Raw genomic sequence first — 22,645 nt, forward strand, 5'->3', positions numbered from 1 at the left:
GATTAAGTAACTGTAAAAGATTTGTCAGTTCAGTTATTTAATCGGACTAATTTACTCTACTAGTTACCCTATGCAAGCGGAACCGCAGCTTAATGTATAAAACTATTTTTTCATTTAGTTTGTTTTTATTTACTTTGACCCTAAGCGGCTGCTTTTTTTCCGGTTCCGAAGTCCAACGTTGGCAATTAGCCCCGCAAGGCAGTACCAGTTTCAGCCTTAGCCGCGACGGTCGTTTTGCACTTGTTAGCGCAATCGAACAAGGTATCGTGCTATGGGACTTACAGCAAAACAAAAAGTTAGCGGATTTCGGTTCTCAAGATCAACATCACAATACTGTGATAACTAGCCAAATATCAGACAATAAACGCTTTGCCATTACGGCAACTGCACAAAACTTTGCGACTTGGGATCTTGGTTGGTCACAAGCGCAAGGGTTGTGGTCTATTTCTGACGGTACCATTAGAGACGTCGCTATTGCTAATAATGGCGACGACGTTTTATTAGCGCTAAGTAATGGTAAGGCCTTGTTTATCAATATTAGCACAGGACGCAGACTTGAGTTTCTCGCCCACCACGAGAAAGTAAACAGCGTTGCGTTATCCCCAAATGGTCACTATGCACTTTCAGGCGGTAACGATCATAATGCTTATTTATGGGATACACGTTCAGGGCAAATCTTGTACCACTTTCCTCATCAAAGCCGAATTACTCGTGTTGCCTTACAACGTGATGGCAAATTTGCCCTAACAGCAGATGGGACGAATGAAGTTTTTATCTGGGATTTAACCAACGGCAAAAAAGTTTCAGAATTAGACATCAGCTTGCGTCAGCAGAACCTTTCAAGTGCGCGTTTTTCTGATAATGGCGAAATGGTGGCGACAGGGACACCGGCTCGTCGTGTTGAGTTATGGCAAACGCAAACCGGAGAAAACCTTGGTAGTTGGAAAGCAGAACGTCTGCAAGATGCTCGACCTGCAAGTGCGGTAGTGTATGATGTGGCTATTAGCCCAACAGGTGAGGTGATATCTGGCTCGTCTTCCGGATTTGCCCAAGCCTGGTCAACCAATTGAAAACGACCATGACTGAGATTGAACAATTACAACACCGTATTGATGAGCTTGAGATGAAACAAGCGTTCCAAGAGCAAACTATTGATGATCTTAATGAAGCGCTCACTAAACAGCAGTTCATGATTGATAAAATGGAAGTTCAATTGCGATTTTTAGTGGGTAAAGTCAAAGGGATGCAAACATCCAATATGGCGACGGAATCCGAAGAAACACCACCGCCACATTACTGATCTACATATATCGAAAACAAAAAAGGAAGCCTTAGCTTCCTTTTTTCTTATATCGTTAAGCGATATTAGTGAGAGCAGCAACCGCCCTTCTCTTCGCCACCGCAGCAACCTTCGTCACCGTGGTCGTGATCGCCACAACCGCCTTCGCCGCCACAACAGCCGCCACCTTGGTGTAGGTGACCGTGAGCGATTTCTTCTTCAGTTGCAGCACGTACAGCAACAACTTCTACGTCAAAACCTAGCGTTTGACCAGCAAGCATGTGGTTACCGTCAACAACAACGAAATCACCATCAACTTCTGTTACTTCTACTGGGATTGGACCTTGGTCAGTATCTGCTAAGAAACGCATACCAACAGTGATCTCGTCAACGCCTTGGAATACGTTTGCAGGAACACGTTGAACCATTTCTTCCATGTGCTCACCGTAAGCTTCAGCAGGAGCAACAGTAACTTCGAACTTGTCGCCAGCTACATGGCCTTCAAGCGCTTTTTCAAGGCCAGGAATTAGGTTGTTATGACCGTGAAGGTAATCAAGTGGAGCTTCAACTGTTGATTGATCTACAACTACACCATCTTCAGTTTTCACTTGGTAAGCAAGGCTTACTACTGTGTCTTTAGCGACTTTCATGTTTACTCCAAAATTTGAGCTTGGGGTGATAAGTTTTGAGCGACATCATACAGGATAATATGGCTATGATGCCAATATCGCATTTAGTCAGGTTTAAAAACACCTATCACTTGTTGTTTGGTTGTTGAAGAAAGCTGTTCACTTTCGTTTACAGATTGTGGTGCTCGGGTATCACTATGGTCACACGCAACGCACTCAACATGTTCAACATCATCTTGCTGCCACCAGCGTAAGGTATCGATGGCTTGGCAGCTCGGGCACTTGGCACCCGCTATAAATCGTTTTTTTATCATCCGGTTCTATCCTTGATCAGACACTTGCATCAAGATGTTAATCCCAACCATGGTGACGTTCTTGTTCGCCACGCATTTCTCGGTCGAAGATTTCTTCTAACTCTTTACGCGCTTCTTTTTGCCGTGAAGCTAAGTTGACTTCTTCGCTATGCTGCGGCAATAAATCGCGTAATGCTTGTGTATCTATTTTGCGAAAGTGCGCTTCAGCACGTTTTGCTTTATACGGATGCATACCCAGTGATATGAGGGCTTGTCGGCCTAAATCAAGAGCACCAGCGAAAGTTTCACGGGAAAAACACTCAACGCCTTGACTTAGCAGTTGATGCGCTTCTACTCGGCTTCTCGCTCTGGCTAAGATTTTTAAGTGTGGGAAATGCTGCTGACAAAGCGCGACCACTTCCATCACTTCAGTGGGTGCATCGGTACATATAATAATAGCTTCTGCTTTATCAGCACCGGCCGAACGTAACAGATCAAGTTGGGTAGCATCGCCATAAAAAACTTTATAACCAAACTTACGTAGAAACTGAATTTGGCTCGGATCTCGTTCTAGCACCGTCACTTTGATTTTATTCGAGAACAGTAATCGCCCGATCACCTGACCAAAACGACCAAACCCCGTAATAATGACCCGAGGTGAGCGATCAACCACATCGGTTTCAGGCTCTGGCTCGACTTCAGCTTGGAAACTACGAATATACCAACGGTTTTGTAACGTTAATACCAGCGGTGTTGTCATCATCGACAAACTCACCACCACCAGCAAGAACGCAAGCAGCTGAGCATCTAATAGCCCTTCAGTACGTGCAGCGGTAAACAATACAAACGCAAATTCACCACCTTGACTTAATATCGCGGCCATTTGACTGCGCGATTTTGCGCGAACACCGAAAATACGAGCCAGTAGGTATAATACGCCTCCTTTCACTGCCACTAACGCAAGCACTGCCGCAAGAATTTGCAATGGGTATTGCCACAGCAAACCAAGATTTACGGCCATCCCAACTGAAATAAAGAATAAGCCCAGTAATAGACCTTTAAATGGCTCAATCGCTATTTCTAGTTCGTGGCGGTATTCACTCTCAGCCAATAACACCCCGGCTAAGAATGCCCCTAATGCCATTGAGAGTCCGAACGCTTGCATGATCAGTGCAATACCTAACACCAGCAAAAGAGCGGCGACATTAAATAGTTCACGTACGCCACTCATTACCACATAGCGAAACAGTGGGCGCAGTAAGAAATGTCCACCTACTAATAGCAATGCAATGCCGCCTAGCATCCATACGACATCATTCCAACTACCACCTTCACCACCAGCGAGCGCTGGCAATAACGCCAACATTGGGATCACCGCGATATCTTGAAACAATAAGACGGCAAACCCTGATTGACCCGTATCACTGCCCGAGAATTGTTGCTCTTCAATTACTCTCAGTGCAATTGCAGTAGAAGATAGTGCTAACCCCATACCGATAACAGCAGCATCTCGCCACGTGATCGTCGGCAATAATCCAGCAAAGCTCATGACAATACCTGCAATCACAATGCTGGTGATCACCACTTGGCTGCCACCTAAACCGAGAATCGGCTTTCGCATCTGCCATAGTTTTTTGGGGTTTAGCTCTAAACCAATTAAAAACAGTAACAGCACCACACCAAATTCGGAAAAATGCAAAATAGCATCAACGTCGGAAATTAAAGCGAGTCCCCAAGGACCAATAATGATCCCGGCGATCAGATACCCCAAAACAGAGCCTAATCCGAGTTTTTGCGCTAACGGCACAGCAATAATGGCAGCAGAAAGAAAGACCACACTTAGCACTAAAAAATCATTGGTCATGATGTCCTCCTTTCTTTCGATCTAATCGAGGCTCAATAATAAGGGGATTCGCTAACCATGATTGATACGCTCGTGCATGTTGTTTTAGCTCTTCTGCTGAAACTTTTCTTGCCCAGTGCAAAACTAACGGTGGCAACCAATGCATCTGGCAGAGATCAGCGCATATCTCAAACGGCTTTAATATCGTATCAATGCCATAACGGTTGTAACCATCAGGACTATAAGCCTCTGCGCCACCACCGGTGGTGACAACGGTTCGCCAATACTTGCCAGCGGTTTCATTACCATCACCATGAGCAAAACCTTTACTCAGAACGCGATCAAACCACTCTTTTAATAGCGACGGGCAGGAATACATATAGATGGGATGCTGGAAAACAATCACATCATGGCTGGCGATCAATTCATGCTCAGCAACAACATCAATAAAGAAATCGGGGTAAGTGGCATATAAATCATGTACGGTCACGTTCCCTAATAGCTCGATGTCTTGCAACATAGTGCGATTAGCGATGGACTCATCCGGATCTGGATGAGCAAAAATAATCAGGACTGAAGGCAAGTTTTGTCGTGTCATAACATCCTTTGACATAGTTAACATTCATCATGTTCAACAAGTAATACTTCTCTCGATATTATTCCATCATACCTAATTGTTAACAAACATGATCTTTTTGTTAGCATTTATCCTCAATGACTTCCCTTTATCAGCATGAGAGAAGTTAGCCAGTCTGTACGGTTTGAGTTAGACTTCCGCTCATAAGTCCAGTTTATTTTGTGGAGCGGGCACGACCCCGGCAATATTGATGATTGTCTTTTCAGATATGCAACTTCTTCGTGGCGGTAAAGTTTTACTCGAAAACGCCACTTCAACAATTCACCCTGGCGACAAAGTCGGTCTTGTCGGTAAAAATGGTTGTGGTAAATCCACCCTGTTCGCTTTACTGAAAAATGAACTCAGCTTAGATGCAGGTAACTGCCAATTCCCGAATAACTGGGAAATGGCATGGGTAGCTCAGGAAACCCCTGCACTTGAACGTGCAGCTATTGAATATGTGATTGATGGCGATCGTGAATACCGTGAGCTTGAACGTCAGCTACAAGCAGCAGAAGCGGCAGACAACGGTACATTAGTGGCCGAGCTTCACGGCAAGCTCGATGCTATCGGCGGTTACAGCATTAATGCCCGTGCTGCAGAATTGCTTGATGGTTTAGGCTTCTCACAACACCAAATGCATTGGAATCTTACCCAGTTCTCGGGCGGTTGGCGTATGCGCTTAAACTTGGCACAAGCCCTATTATGCCGCTCTGATCTATTGCTACTCGATGAGCCAACCAACCACCTAGATTTAGATGCGGTCATGTGGCTAGAAAAATGGCTCCAAAGCTACCGAGGCACGCTAGTTCTGATCTCCCATGACCGTGACTTCCTCGATCCTGTAGTTAACCGCATCATCCATATCGAAAACCAAACCATGCACAGTTACACAGGTAACTACTCATCGTTTGAAGTGCAGCGTTCAGAAAAACTGATCTTGCAACAAGCTATGTTCCAGAAACAGCAAAAGCAAATGGCACACATGCAGTCATACATTGAGCGTTTCCGTTACAAAGCCAGTAAAGCACGCCAAGCACAAAGCCGTATTAAAGCCCTTGAACGTATGGAAAAAGTGCTACCAGCACAGTTTGATAACCCATTTAGCTTTGAGTTTCGTGAGCCAAGCGCCCTGCCCAATCCTATTTTAATGATGGATCAAGTGGCAGCGGGTTATGACGATTTACTGATCTTGGAGAAAATTCGTCTAAACCTTGTACCAGGTAGCCGTATTGGTCTACTCGGTCGAAATGGTGCAGGTAAGTCAACGCTGATCAAAATGCTAGCTGGTGAATTGCCAGCAAAAGCCGGCGATATGGCGTACTCGCAAGGGGTGAAGATTGGTTACTTTGCTCAGCACCAATTAGAAACACTCTACCTTGATGATACTCCAGTACAACACATGGCACGTATTGCGCCACAAGCGACTGAGCAACAACTGCGAGATTACTTAGGTAGTTTTGGCTTTAACGGTGATAAAGCATTAGAGAAAGTCGGTCCGTTCTCTGGCGGTGAAAAAGCCCGTTTAGTGTTAGCGCTCATTGTGTGGCAACGCCCTAACCTCTTGCTACTCGATGAGCCAACCAACCACCTTGATTTAGATATGCGTCAAGCATTAACCCTTGCGCTGCAATCTTATGAAGGTGCTATGGTTATCGTTAGCCACGACCGTTACCTACTGCGTGCGACAACGGATGATTTATATCTGGTTCACGATCGCCAAGTTGTACCCTTTGATGGTGATTTAAATGATTACCATAAGTGGCTAACAGAGCAGCAGCGCAATGAGCGTCGTGATCAACAAGCAGCAAAACCCGAAACCAATAAAGACAACAGCGCAGCCTCTCGTAAAGAGCAAAAACGTTTAGAAGCAGAGTTTCGTAAACAAACTGCGCCTATTCGTAAAGAGATCACTAAGCTTGAAAAGCAAATGGACAAGCTCAACAGCATTATTGCAGATGCAGAAGCAGCATTAAGTGATAGCAGCATTTACGAAGCAGAAAACAAAGCCCGTATGAACGAGCAACTCAAACTGCAAGGCGATGCGAAATCCGATCTTGAAGAAGTGGAAGTCGCTTGGATGGAGCTGCAAGAGCAACTTGAAGAGATGGAAAGCGAATTTAACGCCGAATAAATCTCATCAAAACAATCAACGCCAACGATCTGCTCGTTGGCGTTTTTATTTCTAACGGATGAATACAACAGTTGAAATAAAAATCACTACCAAATCATGGTGACACAAGCAGCGGTTAATCCCCCCATCACCTGATTAAACCTAACGCTTCGTTTGACTGACGTTAACCAACGGCGGATCATCACTCCCATGATTGCCCACAATGAGACACAGAAAAAGCTCACTACTGCAAACACAACCACAATCATCAATACTGATTGCCAATATTGCTCTCCATTGACAGCAAAGGTACTGATCGCAGTAGCCGCCATCATCCACGCTTTAGGGTTTACGTATTGAAATAACGCCGCCGCAAGGATCCCCATCGGGTTCGTATCAGGTTGAAACTGCGTATCTGTTACAGCCACTGCCGTCGCTATTTTCCATGCCAGATACAGCAGATAGCTACAACCTATCACTTTCAACACATCGTGCATCATGGGGTAACGTTCAAATATCACCCCAAGCCCTGCGGCAATAACCGTTAGCAGACTCGCCATACCCAAGCTAATTCCCAGTAAATGCGGCACACTTCGCCAATAGCCAAAGTTAGCCCCAGATGCCGTGACCATCATATTGTTTGGCCCTGGTGTTCCTGTCATCAGTACGGCAAATAAAATCAAAGAGAGAATAGTTGTTCCTTCCACGCTGTATCCTTTATCAACACGAGTTATACATGCTCCAGATCCCTCTCACACCAAATTGTATCGATACAATAATTTGAATTTAGCGACAACGATAAAAACATCTGGAAATACGGTTAAATTGTGCGCACAATTTAACCTAACAAGGGAAGTTATTAAGATCAAAGGATTTATTGTCACCATGACAATCTTAAACATGACGCTTTCAAGCGAGAGCAAAAAACCACTTTATCGCCAAATCGCTGACAACATTGCCGCAGCGATTGAACAAGGTGAGCTCGGTGCTGGTAGTAAATTACCCACTCATCGAGCCCTTGCTGATCAATTGCAAGTGACAGTTGGCACAGTAACACGAGCCTATGCTGAAGCTGAGCGACGTCATTTGGTTGAAGCAAGAATTGGCGCAGGGACTTATGTCTGTGATAACCGCCAATCCAATAGTTGGGTTTATCAAATTGAAGAAGTTGCATCGAACGAGTGTAACTTTGGCTATAACATTCCACCTCAGTTTGATCGCAGTGACATGCTTAGCCAAGCGATGGCAAATATCAGCGCCAACCCTGCCGAGCTCAATAAGATGATGCTATATCAGCCCCCTGAAGGTATTGAGAAGCACCGCCAGATCGTTTGCCAGTGGCTTAATCAACAAGGTATTGCAGTCTCACCAGAGCTAATGTATTTCACCTCAGGCGCTCAACATGCCGCAGAACTGTTACTCAGTACTTTCTGTCGCGCAGGCGATACGGTTTTAGTCGAGCACGTCTGTTATCCGGGCTTTCTAACTCTAGCTAAACAACATGGGATCACCGTTAAAGGTGTTGAAATGGATGAAAGTGGTGTTTGCCCTAAAGCACTCGCTTCTGCTTGTCAGTTGTACCAACCACGTTTAATTTACTTAACGCCCACACAGCAAAATCCAACCTCAATTACGATGCCACTCTCTCGCCGTGAAGCTGTCATTGACGTTTGCAAACAGCATAACGTGTTAATCGCTGAAGATGATGTCAATGGTCTACTTCCACTATCGCCACCACCACCATTGATCAACCTTGCACCTGAGCAAGTGATCCACATTGGTGGCTTGTCGAAATGTTTAGCACCGGGGCTGCGTTTAGGTTATATCCAAGCGCCAAAACAGTGGCAACCCCACTTAAGTGCGGCACTGTATAATCACAGCTTGATGATAAGCCCTCTGCTGTCGGCAATTGCGTGTGAGTTAATCACCCAAGGACAAGCCGATCGAGTACTCGACACCATACGTAATGAAATAGAGCAACGGCAAACACTGGTGCAGCATTATCTTGGCGAGTTTGCGATTGCCACTCAGCAACATAGCTTTCATGTATGGCTTAAACTACCAGACTATTGGCGACTGACAGATTTCATTACAGCGGCAAAGCAACACCATGTCATCGTAAAATCTGCAGAGCACTTTACTCCACCGGGTGGTACGATTATGCCCGCAGTACGGCTTGCAATAAGCTCACCAGCCAGTCAACAAACACTCACTTTTGGACTTAAAACCTTGGCTGATTTACTAAGGCAGCCACCGATAGCAAGCCCATTTACGTTGTAATAGAAAGGATAATTATGTCTTCATTTACTCCCGCATTTGGGCTTCAAAACCCACATATTCAAACCCTATTACCTCGGTTTGTTCGTCGAGCACCTTTATTTACCCCGATCACTCAACGCATCGCCACACCAGATAACGACTTTCTTGATCTCGCATGGACAGCTCAACCTGAACCAAGCAACAGCACCGAGCCTTTAATGATTTTATTTCATGGTTTAGAAGGTAGTTTCCACAGTCCTTACGCTAATGGCTTGTTACATGCGGCGAAACAGCAAGGTTGGTTAGCAGTAATGATGCATTTTCGTGGTTGTAGTGAAGAGTTAAATAAGCAACCTCGAGGCTACCATTCAGGTGAAATTGAAGATGCGCGCTTTTTCATTACTTGGTTACGACAGCTATTTCCCTATCGTCCTTTTGTTGCTGTAGGCGTATCGCTAGGTGGTAATGTGTTAGTTAACTACCTTGCTCACTATGGTAATAAGAGTGAGCTTGTGGCGGCTCAAGCCATCTCTCCGCCACTGGACTTAGCTTCTTGCTCTGAGCGTATTCAGCAAGGCTTTTCTAAAGTTTATCAGCAGTATTTACTAAGCTCGATGAAACGCACGATGGCAAAGCGTATCGACCAACACCCAGATAAGATGCCCTTATCACAGCAAGCGTTAGATGAGATCAAAACCGTATGGCAGTTCGATAATCTTATTACCGCACCATTACACGGTTTTCTTAATGCCGATGATTACTATCAACGCTGTAGTGGGATCAACCAACTTGAGAAAATAACCACACCTCTTAGGATCATCCATGCCAAAGACGATCCCTTTATGACAGAAGCGGTGATCCCCAAGCAGACATTACCGAATAATATTGAGTATGACTTATTAGAAAAAGGTGGCCATGTCGGCTTTGTAGGAGGCACTCTCTTTAAACCGCAATTTTGGCTCGAACACACAGTGCCGCAGTGGTTTGCCAAGCAGCTAAAGACATCACAAGTAAAGCAACCACAGCCGATAACACTTCATGAAGTGGCAACCTAATGATCTGCTAATAATATTTTTGATAATATACAGAACACTGATGTCACACTGTAAACGAGGCTTTGGATGATCATCCCTTGGCAAGATATTGCGCCTGAAACACTCACTAATCTCATCGAGCAATTTGTTCTTCGTGAAGGAACAGATTATGGTGAAACAGAGATGAGTTTAGAAAGTAAAGTGAACGTGGTTCTCAACCAATTAAAGTCCGGTGAAGCCGTTATTGTCTTTTCTGAATTGCATGAATCTGTCGACATAAAATTACGCAACCAATTGCAATAGTTTTTCCTGATCTGAGTCGTGATCCGAGAGTTACGACTCAAAACTTGCCTTTGTTAGCAGTTTCACTTTTCAACCCCCACATCCTTGTTAACTTGTAGTAACATTATCGTAAATCAGGTGATCTCCTTATTCCCTGACATCTCATTATCTTCCGATAATTAACAACGACAAGGTTAGTCATGTCTGCAAAACATCCTATCATTGCAGTAACCGGTTCATCAGGAGCAGGAACCACCACTACTTCTGAAGCTTTCCGTAAAATGTTCAATATGATGAACATCAATGCTGCATGGCTAGAAGGTGATAGCTTTCACCGCTTTACCCGCCCAGAAATGGATGCGGAAATTCGTAAAGCCAAAGAGCAAGGTCGCCATATCAGTTACTTTGGTGCAGAAGCTAATGACTTCGGCCAATTAGAACAATTTTTCAAGCAATATGGTGAAGATGGCACAGGCCGTTTTCGTCGTTATCTTCACACCTTTGATGAAGCCGTTCCCTATAACCAAATGCCCGGTACGTTTACGCCATGGCAAAAGCTGGCAGAAAATACCGATTTACTTTTCTATGAAGGTTTACATGGTGGCGTCGTTGATGGGGATATTAACGTCGCGCAACATGTCGATTTACTGATCGGCATGGTACCGATCGTTAACCTTGAATGGATCCAGAAAATCGTCCGTGATACCCGCGATCGTGGTCACTCGCGTGAAGCGGTAATGGAGTCTATCGTTCGCTCGATGGATGACTACTTAAATTACCTAACCCCGCAGTTCTCACGCACTCATATTAACTTTCAACGCGTTCCTACAGTTGATACCTCAAACCCTGTCAGTGCGAAAGGTATTCCAAGCCTTGATGAAAGCTTTGTGGTGATCCGTTTTCGTGGCTTAAAAAATGTCGACTTCCCTTACCTACTTGCAATGATCCAAGGCTCGTTTATGTCACGTCATAACACCCTTGTTGTCCCAGGTGGGAAGATGAGTTTTGCGATGGAACTGATCATGAGGCCGCTGATCGAACAGTTAATCAAAACAGGGAAAATTAGCTAGTTCAGATATACCCAAGTCACTTTAAAGTACTTGGGTATAAGGGTTAAAACAACAAAGGTTGGCGCAATGCCAACCCTTTATTAAATCGAGCACAGCGCTAACAACTTAAGCACTGATCACTTCATAAGAATGCGTAAGCTCTACCCCTTTGCCCAACATCAAACATACCGAGCAATATTTCTCTAGTGAATCAGCAACAACATTCGCCACCGCAGATTCATCTAAATCAAAACCAGACACCACAAAATGCAGATTAGCTTGTGTAAATAAGCGTGGCGCTTGATCTCGGCGCTGTGCTGAAATTTGCACTTCACAACCGACAATATTTTGCGCTTGTGCTTTCAATCCACTGACAACATCGACTGAACTACAGCCACCAGCAGCCATCAATACGAGCTCCATTGGACTTGGGGCTTTATCGCCACCGTTGCCATCCATTACCACACTATGACCTGAGCTTGATTGACCTAAGAAAGTCATATCTTCTACCCATTTGACTCGGGATTGCATCGCTTAATCCTTATTTAGATGCCCAAAGATAACGACTAGTCTTATTGATAAATCTAATAATGTAAATCGATTTTGGTATCCCGTCCTCTTCGTGCTACAGACTCATTTTTACCTGCAAAAGCTGACCTGTTATTCGTGGTCAAATACCACTAATAGCAACTATCTCACCACGTTGTGATCCTGTGCACAGTTATCCATATCAAATGAGCGATTCTACTAGATCAATATCAAGAAAAAGGCGTAGAAAAAGGATACACTCTAACTTATTCAAGTTAGCTTGCAGCCCAGCGGCTGAATGGATACCCTGTCAGCAGACAGTTTTTTTTCCAGCATGGTGCTCGAAGAGAAAATGAATGCTGTTGGGCAACAAATGCAGAGGAAGTTAGTAATATGGTTCCAGGTAAACCGCAAACAGATCCAACTTTAGAGTGGTTTCTTTCCCATTGTCATATTCACAAGTACCCATCAAAAAGTACGCTGATCCACGCAGGTGAGAAAGCGGAAACTTTGTACTACATTGTGAAGGGTTCTGTTGCTGTACTAATCAAGGATGAAGAAGGTAAGGAAATGATCCTTTCTTACCTAAACCAAGGTGACTTTATTGGTGAGCTTGGCTTGTTCGAAGAAGATCAAGAGCGTACTGCTTGGGTTCGCGCTAAGACTCCTTGTGAAGTAGCAGAAATTTCGTTTAAAAAATTCCGTCAGTTAATCCAAGTTAACCCTGACATTCTAATGCGTCTATCTGCTCAAATGGCTAGTCGTCTACAAGTGACGAGCCAAAAAGTAGGTGATTTAGCATTCCTAGACGTTACTGGTCGTATCGCACAAACATTGCTGAACCTAGCTAAACAGCCAGATGCAATGACACACCCAGACGGCATGCAGATCAAGATCACTCGTCAAGAAATCGGTCAAATCGTTGGCTGTTCTCGTGAGACAGTGGGTCGTATTCTGAAGATGCTTGAAGAGCAGAACCTTATCTCTGCTCACGGTAAGACTATCGTTGTTTACGGTACACGTTAATTTAACGCTGTCACCGCATGAAAAAAGCCGCACACTGTTGCGGCTTTTTTAATGTCTTTTATCCTTTCAAACAAGCATGAGCCTGTTTTTTATCAAGCTTTGCTTCGTTAATTCTGGCACTATGCATGCAGTAAAAAAAGTAGCTAACATACTTTTTCATCTCTTCTTTCGCAGAGGTAATTTCATCACCACGCCCCATTTGTTTAAGTGCTATCTGCTGACACATGCTGTTGTAACGACTCAAGGTTTGGTTACATTCCTCGGTAGAGCTAAACTGCAAGCAACGCTTCGACTTCGCTTTATCACAAACCAGTGCATCACCATTTTGAGTTAACCATGAACGAGTACTATTGAGCATAAATGCAGTTTCAAAAGTGTTTTTAAAAGATTGATTTAACTGCTCATTATTAGCTAGTGTAAACTCACGCTTAGCAACAACGCGATCTTTATAAAGCAATTCAAATACCCAAGAACCACTGACTAACTCATAAGGTTCTGAAAACTGCCAAAGCGCCAAGTTTTTATCGTGTTTATACATGGTATCGGACCATGTTGATACCGTCGTTGCTTGCTCCGTTGCAGGGTTGACCAACTTAGGATGCGTCATACGCGCTGTAATAGGAAATGCCGTTTTTCCTTTCAGCTCATCACTGGCACCATCAGGGATCTCTACTGCATAACGAAACCCGATATATTGCCCAAGTTTCGGGATCACTAATTTATTGCTCGCCTTTACTGTATAAACAGCCCCAATTTGGCTGATCACACCAGCTTCTGAAATCGTCACCTTGGGTATATTGTTATCCACTGAAGATAAAGAGCTACATCCAGTCAATAATGATAATAACAGCCCTATTATTGTGTTCTTTCTAAGAGTCATATTACTTCCACCTAACAAAAAAGCACTGAAGAAAGAAATACTTATTGATAACTTTCCAACTAAAATAAAACATTAGATAATAAAGCAATGTGACATTTTTAACGTGCCGATAAGATCACAAATTGGCAATTAGACGCAAAATAAAATACCCAAAAGGAATAGCAAGGGCAGCCATAAATATTTCATCAATCCCATTCAAACTTTGTGTCTTTTATGAGAACAATTAATTTGTATTGTCTAAGTTAAGTGCTACATTCTGCGTATTAATGGACTTTCTTTTTCTCGCGGTAATGGAATATGGATATCGAACGTTTTGCCCCGAATAGTTACACCACAGTACCAGGTGCTATCGCTCCTCAACCTACCACTATTGAGATGACAGGCTTTAGTGACCGTCGCTGTTACTTAGAGCAGCAAACAGGTTTACGTCGCTGCCCTGTTGAAGACAGTGGTATTTGGGGATCCCCCCTCGATAATTAACAGATTCAAAAAAAGCAGCCAAATGGCTGCTTTTTTATTAATAATTCAACTTAATTAGGAGTTATAGGTGCTTTCAAAGATCTTATCTGCCGAAGCTTCAACAAAACCGGTATAGATCTCCCCATCCGGTTGTAAGTAGCGTTTCGCAAACTCATAGAAGCCACCCGGTACCTGCATATCACCATCACTAAAGGTAACAGACACTTTATCTGCCATAGTCGCTGATTGCTCTAACATCACTTTAGGATTGCCTTTTACCGCACCTCCAGCTTGGTTAATGGCAAAACCACTGCATTCGAGAAAGTGATTCACTTCGGCAATTTCGACGAATTGTTCTAGCTGGTTAATATCAATGGTGAAGTGATTGGCACCATAACCGTGAGCTGCCACCCAACCTGCATATTCACTTTCTGCATTGAGAAGATGATAAACCTCACTGCTCAGTTGCCATGGTTTACCTTGATACAAAAAAACAGGATCAGCAAAGTAGTCATCATCAACTTGATTAACCAGTTTGCGTACTTCGGTTTGCAACTCTGTTGAGCACAAGCCTAATTGCAACTCACTAATGAAAACTTTTGGTGCATTCGGATCAGGATGCTCAAAATGCTCAGCGTAGAGCTTTTTCTCTTTAAAATGGTAGCGCCCTTTTGGCTTATACCCCACCGCAATAAAAGGCGCAGCTAACCTTGCCAGACCACACTTAGGTAAACCAAACGTACGTAGCGCAATATGATCATTGACTAGTGGCTCATCTTCTGTGAGTAACTGCCTAACACTCGACGCAGAAGGACATAAACGCTGGGTATAATCTTTCCATAACTCAGTAAATAATTGTTCCATGCTAGACAATCCTTACAATTAATGATGAAGCTATCTCAAACGAATACCTGGCGATAATTGCTCAGGTAACACTGTTGATTCACCTTCCATTGATGCCATTGGATAGGCACAATAATCCGCCGCATAGTAAGCACTTGGACGTAAATTACCTGACGCCCCCGGACCACCAAACGGCGCATCACCACTGGCTCCGGTTAACTGACGATTTCGATTAACGATACCTGCTCGAATATGATCGATAAAATACTGCCATTCATTATCATCGGTAGACACTAATCCCGCCGATAAACCATAACGGGTGTTATTCGCCAACGTAACGGCTTGCGCAAGATCTTGATAGCGAATCACCTGTAATAATGGACCAAAATATTCTTCGTCAGGTAATTTTTCGATCTTAGTGACATCGATAATCGCAGGAGTTACCACCGCCCCTTGACCACGCTTGGCTTCAACCAATATTACCCCACCGAGCGACGCTAATTGCTGTTGCGTTTGCACAATATTATCGGCGGCTTGACGGGAGATCTGCGGCCCCATAAACGGCACAGGCTCGGCAAATGGCCCATCGACGACAATCGCTTTTGTTGCTTCAACTAACGCTGCCAGCAATGCATCCCCTTTACTACCCAGAGGTAAGTATAGACGTCGAGCACAAGTACAACGTTGCCCTGCACTAATAAAGGCTGATTGCAAAATAGTGTAGACCGTTGCATCAAGATCGCCATAAGCGTTGGAAATGACCATCGGGTTATTACCGCCCATTTCAAGGGCTAGCATTTTGCCTGGCTGACCTGCAAATTGACGATGCAATAAATGACCAGTATTAGCACTACCTGTAAATAACAAACCATCTATTTGTGGTGAAGATGCTAAAGCTTCTCCTGTTGCACGCCCACCTTGCACTAGATTAATCACCCCATCAGGCAGCCCTGCTTGTTGCCACAGTTTCATCACCACTTCTGCCGTCTTTGGCGTTAATTCAGACGGTTTAAACACCACCGTATTACCTGCCAGCAGCGCAGGGACAATATGACCATTAGGTAGATGACCAGGGAAATTGTAAGGACCAAATACCGCCATCACCCCAAGCGGTCTGTGACGTACTATTGCAGTTGTGCCAGAAATATCTTTTTCTCTCTGCCCCGTTCGCTCATGATAAGCCCGTAATGAGATAGCCACTTTGCCGACCATTGCCGCTGCTTCTGTGCGGGTTTCCCAGAGCGGCTTTCCTGTTTCTTCTGCGATGGTCACGGCAATAGTTTCACTATTGGCTTTGACGAGCTCGGCAAATTGTTCAACAACGGCTTGGCGCTCGGCCAAGGTCGCATTTCGCCATTGGAGTAATGCGTGACGTGCAGCATCAACAGCATCGCTAACTTGCTCACGCGTTGCGGCTTTACCTTGCCAAATGACTTCATCCGTAAACGGGTTAAGTGATGACATGGCTTCACCTGCACCTGCTATCCATTGACCTGCAATCCATTGGCTCATACTCGTCTCCTACACATCGATTAATACATTTGTTATTGCTCGATAAAACGAACAAAGTCACCGTCTGTTACTGCTAATGCATCTGCCACTTGCTGACTTAGCACCACACGCTGCGCTTTATCATCAATATCTAGCGGTGCTGCCACAGCTCTAAAATCACTAAATGATGTATTAGCCACTAAGCATTGTTGCTCACTCTCATGCTCGCCTACTTCGACTTGATAACGCTTGGAATGACGCACTGTCTCAACATTACGGACATCACATTCCACTGTCGGACCTGCATCAAAAATATCGACATAGCCTCGGCATGAAAAACCTTCATTTTCCAATAAACGTAACGCAGGGCGGGTGTTGTCATGCACTTGTCCTATCACCGCTTGCGCTTCTTTACTGAGTAAATTGACATAGATAGGTAGCTTAGGCATCAGATCAGCAATAAAGCCTTTAGCCCCAATGCCCGTTAAGTAATCGGCGTGAATGAAATCAATCGAGAAGAAGTTCTCTTTCAGCCAATGCCAAAATGGTGAATTACCCTCTTCATCTGATACGCCGCGCATTTCTGCAAAGACTACATCCGAGAAACGGTGACGATGCTCAGCCATCATTAGAAAGCGAGCTTTTGACAACAAGCGACCATTTAGCCCTTCACGCCAAGGTGGACGTAAGAAAAGAGTACAAAGCTCAGTATCACCCGTGTAGTGATTACCCAGCGTTAGAATTTGCACCGTGTTATGCACCCCTAAACGACGTGAAGCGTGGACCACAGTGCTTAAATGATAATTATAGAAAGGCGCATCTAAACCAATCGCAGCCTCTATGGCTGTTGTACCTGCAATCTCACCCGTTTCGGTATCTTCTGCCACCATGAGATAGCCTTCATCAGCAGGGCTAACAACCTCTTTGGCAAAGCTTGCTTCAGAATGTGAAATCCGATTACGGAGCATTTCTTCGTTAACAGGGAGTGAGGTAAAACCATGACCAGATTCTTCAGCGCACTGCATAAGCGCAGAATAATCACTAGCCATGATCGGACGAATAACCAGCATCGACTTCCCTCCTGATGCAGACAGTAGCATTGCCACTAACTAAATTGATTTCAATAAGATCCCATAAGAGAACTGACAGCCAATCCTAGGCTGCCAGTGCAGAGAAACGGCAGATTTACTCTGCGTTATAAAGCGTTGCAATAGCACGCTCCAAACGCGCCATACCTTCATCAATATCCGCTTTTTCAATCACCAATGATGGGGTGAAGCGCACCACATTTGTGCCTGCCACTAACATCATTAAGCCTTCTTTTCCGGCTTGGACAAGAATGTCACGGGCGCGACCTTGCCACTCATCGGTTAGAGACGCGCCAAGTAATAATCCCTTACCACGGATCTCGGCAAAAATTGGATACTTGGCATTGATCGCAGTTAGCCCTTCACGGAACCACTGCTCGCGTTGTTTAACCCCAGCTAGCACTTCAGGCTTACTCACTTCGTCAATCACTGCTTCTGCAACTGCACATGCCAGTGGATTACCACCATATGTCGAGCCATGAGTACCCACTTTCAAATGTGCAGCAAGCTCGGTCGTTGTCAGCATTGCACCGATAGGAAAGCCCCCACCAAGCGATTTAGCCGTGGTTAAGATATCAGGCGTTACTCCCAAACCTTGGTAAGCATAAAAATCACCCGTACGACCATTACCTGTTTGGACTTCATCAAAAATCAGCAATGCTTGATGTTTATCACACAGCTCACGCACACCTTGAACAAATTCAACGCTTGGGCTGACTAAGCCTCCTTCACCTTGCAGTGGCTCCATCATCACCGCACAGGTTTTCTCCGACATTATCTCAGCTAAAGCTGATAGGTCGTTGTAAGGAATATGCGTTACCGCTTGAGGTTTAGGACCGAAACCATCGGAATAGGCTTCTTGCCCACCAACCGTAACGGTGAAGAAAGTACGCCCATGGAAACCTTGATGAAAAGCGATGATTTGATCTTTTTCAGTACCAAATTTATCAACTGCATAACGACGCGCGAGCTTAAGTGCCGCTTCATTCGCTTCAGCACCTGAGTTAGCAAAGAAAACTTTCTCCGCAAAACATAAGTCCGTTAATTTTTTTGCTAAACGCAGTGCTGGTTCGTTGGTTAATACATTACTTAAATGCCATAACTTGTCGGCTTGCTCTTTTAATGCGTTAACCATGATTGGATGGCAATGACCCAAGCAGCTCACCGCAATTCCACCAGCAAAATCGACATACTCGCGATCATGTTGATCCCATACTCGTGCTCCTCTGCCACGTACAGGGATCTCCGCCATTGGTGAATAACAAGGCACCATCACCTCATCAAATAAATTACGTTCTACTCTCTGCTCTGTAGTCATCACATTATCCTTCTGTGTATAACGCTATAATCATAGTATTTACATTTTATTAACCTTTGCCAATAGCAGAATATTTTTTTGCTATCTGGCAACACAACTATTTTTAATAAAACTGACATAGTTATGCGCTATCTCGGCAAATTTATTAACTCACAGAGACAAAAAGGTGTATTTCCTATCAGGAAACAAAAAGGATAGAGAAATATGCTAGTGAATAGCTTTGCAATTTCAATTAGAGAGGGGGACGTGTCTAAAAATTGTAGAGATGTGGATGATATCGCGATTTTAAGACAGATATTTTAACTAAAATCGCGATTATCTACTGTGACTAGCGTTGAAGAAAGTTCGCCAATAAGGCATGACCTTGCTCGGTCAGAATGCTTTCAGGATGAAATTGCACCCCTTCTAAAGGTAATGTTTTATGGGCAATCCCCATGATTTCATCAAACTCACCCTCACGCTCTGTCCACGCAGTGATATTAAAGCAATCAGGTAAGGTTTCTCTCTTCACCACCAATGAGTGGTAGCGAGTCACTGTTAATGGGTTATTAAGCCCTGCAAACACACTAGTATCATTATGTTTGATCGGTGATGTTTTACCATGCATCACTTGTCTTGCCCGTACCACGTCACCACCAAATGCTTGAGCAAGTGATTGATGACCTAAACATACTCCTAAAATAGGTAGCTTTCCGGCAAAGTATTCTATCGCTTGAAGTGAAATACCCGCTTCATTTGGAGTACATGGCCCCGGTGAAATCACTAAATGGGTCGGTGCTAATGCCTCTATGCCCGCGAGATCAATCTCATCGTTACGTACCACTTTAACCTCGGCACCTAACTCGCAAAAGTATTGGTAGAGGTTATAGGTAAATGAATCATAGTTATCGATAATTAACAGCATGCTATAACAGAGACCTTTGATATTCTGCGCTCTATTGTGCAATACATCACTAGAAACGCAAACCATAAAAAAAGCAGAGCCAATGCCCTGCTTAATCTATCTATCGTTACTTGTTAGTAAGGGCGAGCAACAAAACCTACCGCTTGGTACGCTTTTTTCAATACTTCTGCCGCACGTGCAGAAGCTTTTTCCGCACCTTGCTTCATTACGCTATCAAGGTATGCACGATCGCTACGAATGCGGTGGTATTCAGCTTGTACTGGCTCAAGCATAGCAACCAGTGCTTCACCCACGTCTTTCTTAAATGGACCGTACATTTCAACGCCAGCATATTGCGCTTCGATTTCAGCGAAGGTTTTACCCGTTGCTGCAGAGTACAGACCCATTAGGTTAGAAATACCCGCTTTGTTTTCGATATCAAATGCGATACGAGGCGGTGTTTCTGCATCTGTTTGTGCCTTGTTGATCTTCTTAATGATCGATTTAGGCTCTTCAAGCAGAGTGATCACGTTCTTACGGTTATCATCAGATTTCGACATTTTCTTCGTCGCATCTTGAAGACTCATGACACGCGCACCCACGGTTGGGATGTAAGGCTCTGGTACTTGGAAGATTGGGCTCTCTTCAGTGCCATAAATGTTGTTAAAGCGTGTTGCGATATCACGCGCAAGCTCTAAGTGTTGCTTCTGATCGCTACCTACAGGTACTTGGTGTGCGCCGTACAATAGAATGTCAGCAGCCATCAGTACTGGGTAGTCAAATAGACCAACGTTAACATCGTTAGCATGACGTGCAGATTTATCTTTAAACTGCGTCATACGGCTTAGCTCACCCATTTGAGTGTAACAGTTAAGTAGCCAGCCTAATTGGGCATGCTCTGGTACATGAGATTGTACGAACAAGGTGCTCTTTTGCGGATCAACGCCAACAGCTAAACAAATCGCTAAAGCATCAAGTGTTGCTTCATGCAGCGCTTTTGGATCTTGGCGAACCGTCACTGCGTGCAAATCAACCACACAGTATTGGCAATCGTAATCGTCCTGCATCTGTTCCCACTGACGCAGCGCACCTAGGTAGTTACCAATACTTAATTCACCAGAAGGCTGTACGCCACTTAATACAATGGGTTTACTCATGATCAGACAATCCTGTTAATTTCTTTATTCATAGAAAAGCGAGAGTCCGGCTCCCGCTTTTTATCTTGTTGCCAGTGTACACTGGAATGTACTAGTCGCCTAGTTTAACCACATCCGCTAATTGCTTGAAGTGATCACAAACCACATCCGGCTCGCTATCTGCGATAGGTTGACCATAGTTATAGCCATAAGTCAGCCCAAGGGAATGACATGTTGCCGCTTTTGCAGCCAAGATATCATTTCGTGAATCACCGACCATCAGCATTTCATTTGCAGCAATGTTATGTTTTTCCATTAACCAATGCAGCGCATAGGGATCAGGCTTTTTCAGTGGGAAGGTATCACCACCAATCACATCGACAAAATACTCGCTGATGCCATGCTCTTCAAGTAGATGAGGAACAAATTGCGATGGCTTATTGGTCACAATCGCCATTGGCATTCCCGCTTGATAAAACGCTGCCAATGTAGTTTTTACATCCGCATACAACGCGCTTTTCACATGACCACCTAACTCGTAGTAGTGATCAAATAACTGTCGAGCTTGTTTATGTAATTCAGGATCCAAATCAGGATCAATATCTACACTACGGCTAAGCGAGCGACCAATTAAGATATCTGCGCCATTACCAATCCAAGTGGTAACTTGCTCAACCGTCACCCCTTCACGACCAAGGTGACGCATGGTTTTATCTGCCGCATCTGCTAAATCTGGCACGCTATCTAACAAGGTGCCATCTAAATCAAATGCAATAAACTTGATGTTATCAAAAGCCATTAACACTTAGCCTCAGCTAATTCTGCGCGCATTTTATCAATCGCGACTTTGTAATCCGGTTCATTGAAAATCGCAGAGCCTGCGACAAACATGTCGGCACCCGCTTCTGCAATTTCACGAATATTATCGACTTTCACACCGCCATCAATTTCAAGGCGAATATCACGACCTGATGCATCAATACGCTTACGCACTTCACGTAGTTTATCTAATGTCGATGGAATGAAAGATTGACCACCAAAGCCTGGGTTTACTGACATCAATAAAATCATATCGACTTTATCCATGATGTAATCCAAGTAATGTAGTGGCGTTGCTGGGTTAAAGACTACGCCTGCTTTACAGCCGTGTTCTTTAATTAACTGTAAAGTACGATCAATGTGCTCAGAAGCTTCAACATGGAAGGTGATCATTGAAGCGCCCGCTTTCGCAAAATCCGGAATAATGCTATCGACAGGCTTCACCATTAAGTGCACATCAATCGGTGCAGTAATGCCGTAATCACGCAATGCCTTACAGATCGGCGCACCAAAGGTAAGGTTAGGTACATAGTGATTATCCATCACATCAAAGTGGATCACATCAGCGCCTGCTGCGAGTACCTTTTCAACGTCTTCACCTAAACGTGCAAAGTCAGCCGATAAGATAGATGGAGCAATCAAAAAATCCTTCATGTTCTTGCCTCTATTCGATACAAAAAACCGGATACTTGGTTAACCAAGCCCAATAAATTGCAACAATTCTACCCGAACCATGAAACCTTGTCCCAATGGATTTATTTATTACTTCAGTTGGTC

The 22,645-nt window shown here is 44.2% G+C and carries 24 protein-coding genes; 9 read left to right on the forward strand and 15 right to left on the reverse strand.

Annotated elements, in window-relative coordinates; genetic code table 11:
- Nucleotides 1-92: 92 nt before the first annotated feature.
- On the forward strand, nt 93-1,070 hold the full coding sequence (locus E5A76_RS13535) for a WD40 repeat domain-containing protein (protein WP_161119244.1): 978 nt from the start codon (nt 93-95) through the stop codon (nt 1,068-1,070).
- Nucleotides 1,071-1,078: 8 nt separating this feature from the next.
- Nucleotides 1,079-1,300 (forward strand): SlyX family protein, encoded by a 222-nt coding sequence (locus E5A76_RS13540; RefSeq protein ID WP_008988094.1) that lies wholly within the window; start codon nt 1,079-1,081, stop codon nt 1,298-1,300.
- A 65-nt stretch (nt 1,301-1,365) separates the two neighbouring features.
- On the opposite strand, the gene slyD is transcribed toward E5A76_RS13540, so the two are convergent.
- The 4 genes from slyD to kefG form a co-directional block, all read right to left on the reverse strand.
- Nucleotides 1,366-1,929: a peptidylprolyl isomerase gene (slyD, locus tag E5A76_RS13545; protein WP_008988095.1), complete on the reverse strand. Its 564-nt coding sequence runs from the start codon at nt 1,927-1,929 to the stop codon at nt 1,366-1,368.
- Between the two features lie 83 nt (nt 1,930-2,012).
- Nucleotides 2,013-2,222 (reverse strand): YheV family putative zinc ribbon protein, encoded by a 210-nt coding sequence (locus tag E5A76_RS13550; RefSeq protein WP_008988096.1) that lies wholly within the window; start codon nt 2,220-2,222, stop codon nt 2,013-2,015.
- A 37-nt stretch (nt 2,223-2,259) separates the two neighbouring features.
- The gene (gene kefB / locus E5A76_RS13555; RefSeq protein ID WP_161119245.1) at nt 2,260-4,065 is read right to left on the reverse strand and encodes a glutathione-regulated potassium-efflux system protein KefB; all 1,806 of its coding nucleotides are present in this window, start codon (nt 4,063-4,065) and stop codon (nt 2,260-2,262) included.
- Nucleotides 4,055-4,642 carry a glutathione-regulated potassium-efflux system ancillary protein KefG gene (gene kefG / locus E5A76_RS13560; RefSeq protein ID WP_008988098.1) on the reverse strand — a complete coding sequence of 196 codons (588 nt, stop codon included), beginning with the start codon at nt 4,640-4,642 and terminating at the stop codon, nt 4,055-4,057. Before kefG ends, kefB begins: the two co-directional genes overlap by 11 nt.
- A 229-nt stretch (nt 4,643-4,871) precedes the next feature.
- On the opposite strand from kefG, the gene E5A76_RS13565 reads away from it, so the two are divergent.
- Nucleotides 4,872-6,794 carry an ABC transporter ATP-binding protein gene (locus E5A76_RS13565; protein WP_161119246.1) on the forward strand — a complete coding sequence of 641 codons (1,923 nt, stop codon included), beginning with the start codon at nt 4,872-4,874 and terminating at the stop codon, nt 6,792-6,794.
- Between the two features lie 86 nt (nt 6,795-6,880).
- On the opposite strand, the gene E5A76_RS13570 is transcribed toward E5A76_RS13565, so the two are convergent.
- On the reverse strand, nt 6,881-7,480 hold the full coding sequence (locus E5A76_RS13570; protein ID WP_161119247.1) for a LysE family translocator: 600 nt from the start codon (nt 7,478-7,480) through the stop codon (nt 6,881-6,883).
- A 178-nt stretch (nt 7,481-7,658) separates the two neighbouring features.
- Here E5A76_RS13570 and E5A76_RS13575 point away from each other — a divergent pair, with 178 nt between their 5' ends.
- The 4 genes from E5A76_RS13575 (at nt 7,659) to E5A76_RS13590 (ending at nt 11,418) form a co-directional block, all read left to right on the forward strand.
- A complete protein-coding gene (locus E5A76_RS13575) occupies nt 7,659-9,053 on the forward strand; it encodes an aminotransferase-like domain-containing protein (RefSeq protein ID WP_161119248.1) in 1,395 nt (464 codons plus the stop codon).
- A 14-nt stretch (nt 9,054-9,067) separates the two neighbouring features.
- On the forward strand, nt 9,068-10,087 hold the full coding sequence (locus E5A76_RS13580) for a hydrolase (RefSeq protein WP_161119249.1): 1,020 nt from the start codon (nt 9,068-9,070) through the stop codon (nt 10,085-10,087).
- A gap of 66 nt (nt 10,088-10,153) precedes the next feature.
- The gene (locus E5A76_RS13585; protein ID WP_008988103.1) at nt 10,154-10,369 is read left to right on the forward strand and encodes a YheU family protein; all 216 of its coding nucleotides are present in this window, start codon (nt 10,154-10,156) and stop codon (nt 10,367-10,369) included.
- 179 nt (nt 10,370-10,548) lie between these two features.
- Entirely contained in the window at nt 10,549-11,418 is an 870-nt protein-coding gene (locus E5A76_RS13590; protein ID WP_008988104.1) for a phosphoribulokinase, read from the forward strand.
- A 105-nt stretch (nt 11,419-11,523) separates the two neighbouring features.
- Here the strand turns inward: E5A76_RS13590 and E5A76_RS13595 are convergent, their stop codons facing one another.
- Nucleotides 11,524-11,928, reverse strand: coding sequence for an OsmC family protein (locus E5A76_RS13595; protein WP_053987511.1), 405 nt, complete (start codon nt 11,926-11,928; stop codon nt 11,524-11,526).
- A gap of 390 nt (nt 11,929-12,318) precedes the next feature.
- Between E5A76_RS13595 and crp the strand changes: the two genes are divergently transcribed.
- Nucleotides 12,319-12,951, forward strand: coding sequence for a cAMP-activated global transcriptional regulator CRP (gene crp, locus E5A76_RS13600; protein WP_008988106.1), 633 nt, complete (start codon nt 12,319-12,321; stop codon nt 12,949-12,951).
- 58 nt (nt 12,952-13,009) lie between these two features.
- On the opposite strand, the gene E5A76_RS13605 is transcribed toward crp, so the two are convergent.
- Nucleotides 13,010-13,831 carry a DUF3859 domain-containing protein gene (locus E5A76_RS13605; protein ID WP_161119250.1) on the reverse strand — a complete coding sequence of 274 codons (822 nt, stop codon included), beginning with the start codon at nt 13,829-13,831 and terminating at the stop codon, nt 13,010-13,012.
- Between the two features lie 297 nt (nt 13,832-14,128).
- Between E5A76_RS13605 and E5A76_RS13610 the strand changes: the two genes are divergently transcribed.
- Nucleotides 14,129-14,311, forward strand: a complete 183-nt coding sequence (locus tag E5A76_RS13610; protein WP_008988108.1) for a hypothetical protein — start codon at nt 14,129-14,131, stop codon at nt 14,309-14,311.
- 54 nt (nt 14,312-14,365) lie between these two features.
- On the opposite strand, the gene E5A76_RS13615 is transcribed toward E5A76_RS13610, so the two are convergent.
- From E5A76_RS13615 to rpe, 8 genes are all read right to left on the reverse strand, one after another.
- Nucleotides 14,366-15,154, reverse strand: a complete 789-nt coding sequence (locus E5A76_RS13615; RefSeq protein ID WP_161119251.1) for a DUF1338 domain-containing protein — start codon at nt 15,152-15,154, stop codon at nt 14,366-14,368.
- A 30-nt stretch (nt 15,155-15,184) separates the two neighbouring features.
- The gene (gene astD / locus E5A76_RS13620; RefSeq protein WP_161119252.1) at nt 15,185-16,645 is read right to left on the reverse strand and encodes a succinylglutamate-semialdehyde dehydrogenase; all 1,461 of its coding nucleotides are present in this window, start codon (nt 16,643-16,645) and stop codon (nt 15,185-15,187) included.
- Nucleotides 16,646-16,677: 32 nt separating this feature from the next.
- The gene (gene astA, locus E5A76_RS13625) at nt 16,678-17,694 is read right to left on the reverse strand and encodes an arginine N-succinyltransferase (protein ID WP_161119253.1); all 1,017 of its coding nucleotides are present in this window, start codon (nt 17,692-17,694) and stop codon (nt 16,678-16,680) included.
- A gap of 115 nt (nt 17,695-17,809) precedes the next feature.
- Nucleotides 17,810-19,030, reverse strand: a complete 1,221-nt coding sequence (locus E5A76_RS13630; protein ID WP_161119254.1) for an aspartate aminotransferase family protein — start codon at nt 19,028-19,030, stop codon at nt 17,810-17,812.
- A gap of 328 nt (nt 19,031-19,358) precedes the next feature.
- Complete coding sequence (locus tag E5A76_RS13635) at nt 19,359-19,934, reverse strand: aminodeoxychorismate/anthranilate synthase component II (RefSeq protein ID WP_161119255.1); 576 nt, start codon at nt 19,932-19,934, stop codon at nt 19,359-19,361.
- Nucleotides 19,935-20,047: 113 nt separating this feature from the next.
- Complete coding sequence (trpS, locus tag E5A76_RS13640) at nt 20,048-21,070, reverse strand: tryptophan--tRNA ligase (protein ID WP_161119256.1); 1,023 nt, start codon at nt 21,068-21,070, stop codon at nt 20,048-20,050.
- 91 nt (nt 21,071-21,161) lie between these two features.
- Entirely contained in the window at nt 21,162-21,848 is a 687-nt protein-coding gene (locus tag E5A76_RS13645) for a phosphoglycolate phosphatase (RefSeq protein WP_161119257.1), read from the reverse strand.
- Complete coding sequence (rpe, locus tag E5A76_RS13650) at nt 21,848-22,522, reverse strand: ribulose-phosphate 3-epimerase (protein WP_008988116.1); 675 nt, start codon at nt 22,520-22,522, stop codon at nt 21,848-21,850. Before rpe ends, E5A76_RS13645 begins: the two co-directional genes overlap by 1 nt.
- Nucleotides 22,523-22,645: the final 123 nt, after the last annotated feature.

This window comes from Photobacterium lucens, assembly GCF_009873615.1.
Lineage (GTDB): Bacteria > Pseudomonadota > Gammaproteobacteria > Enterobacterales > Vibrionaceae > Photobacterium > Photobacterium lucens.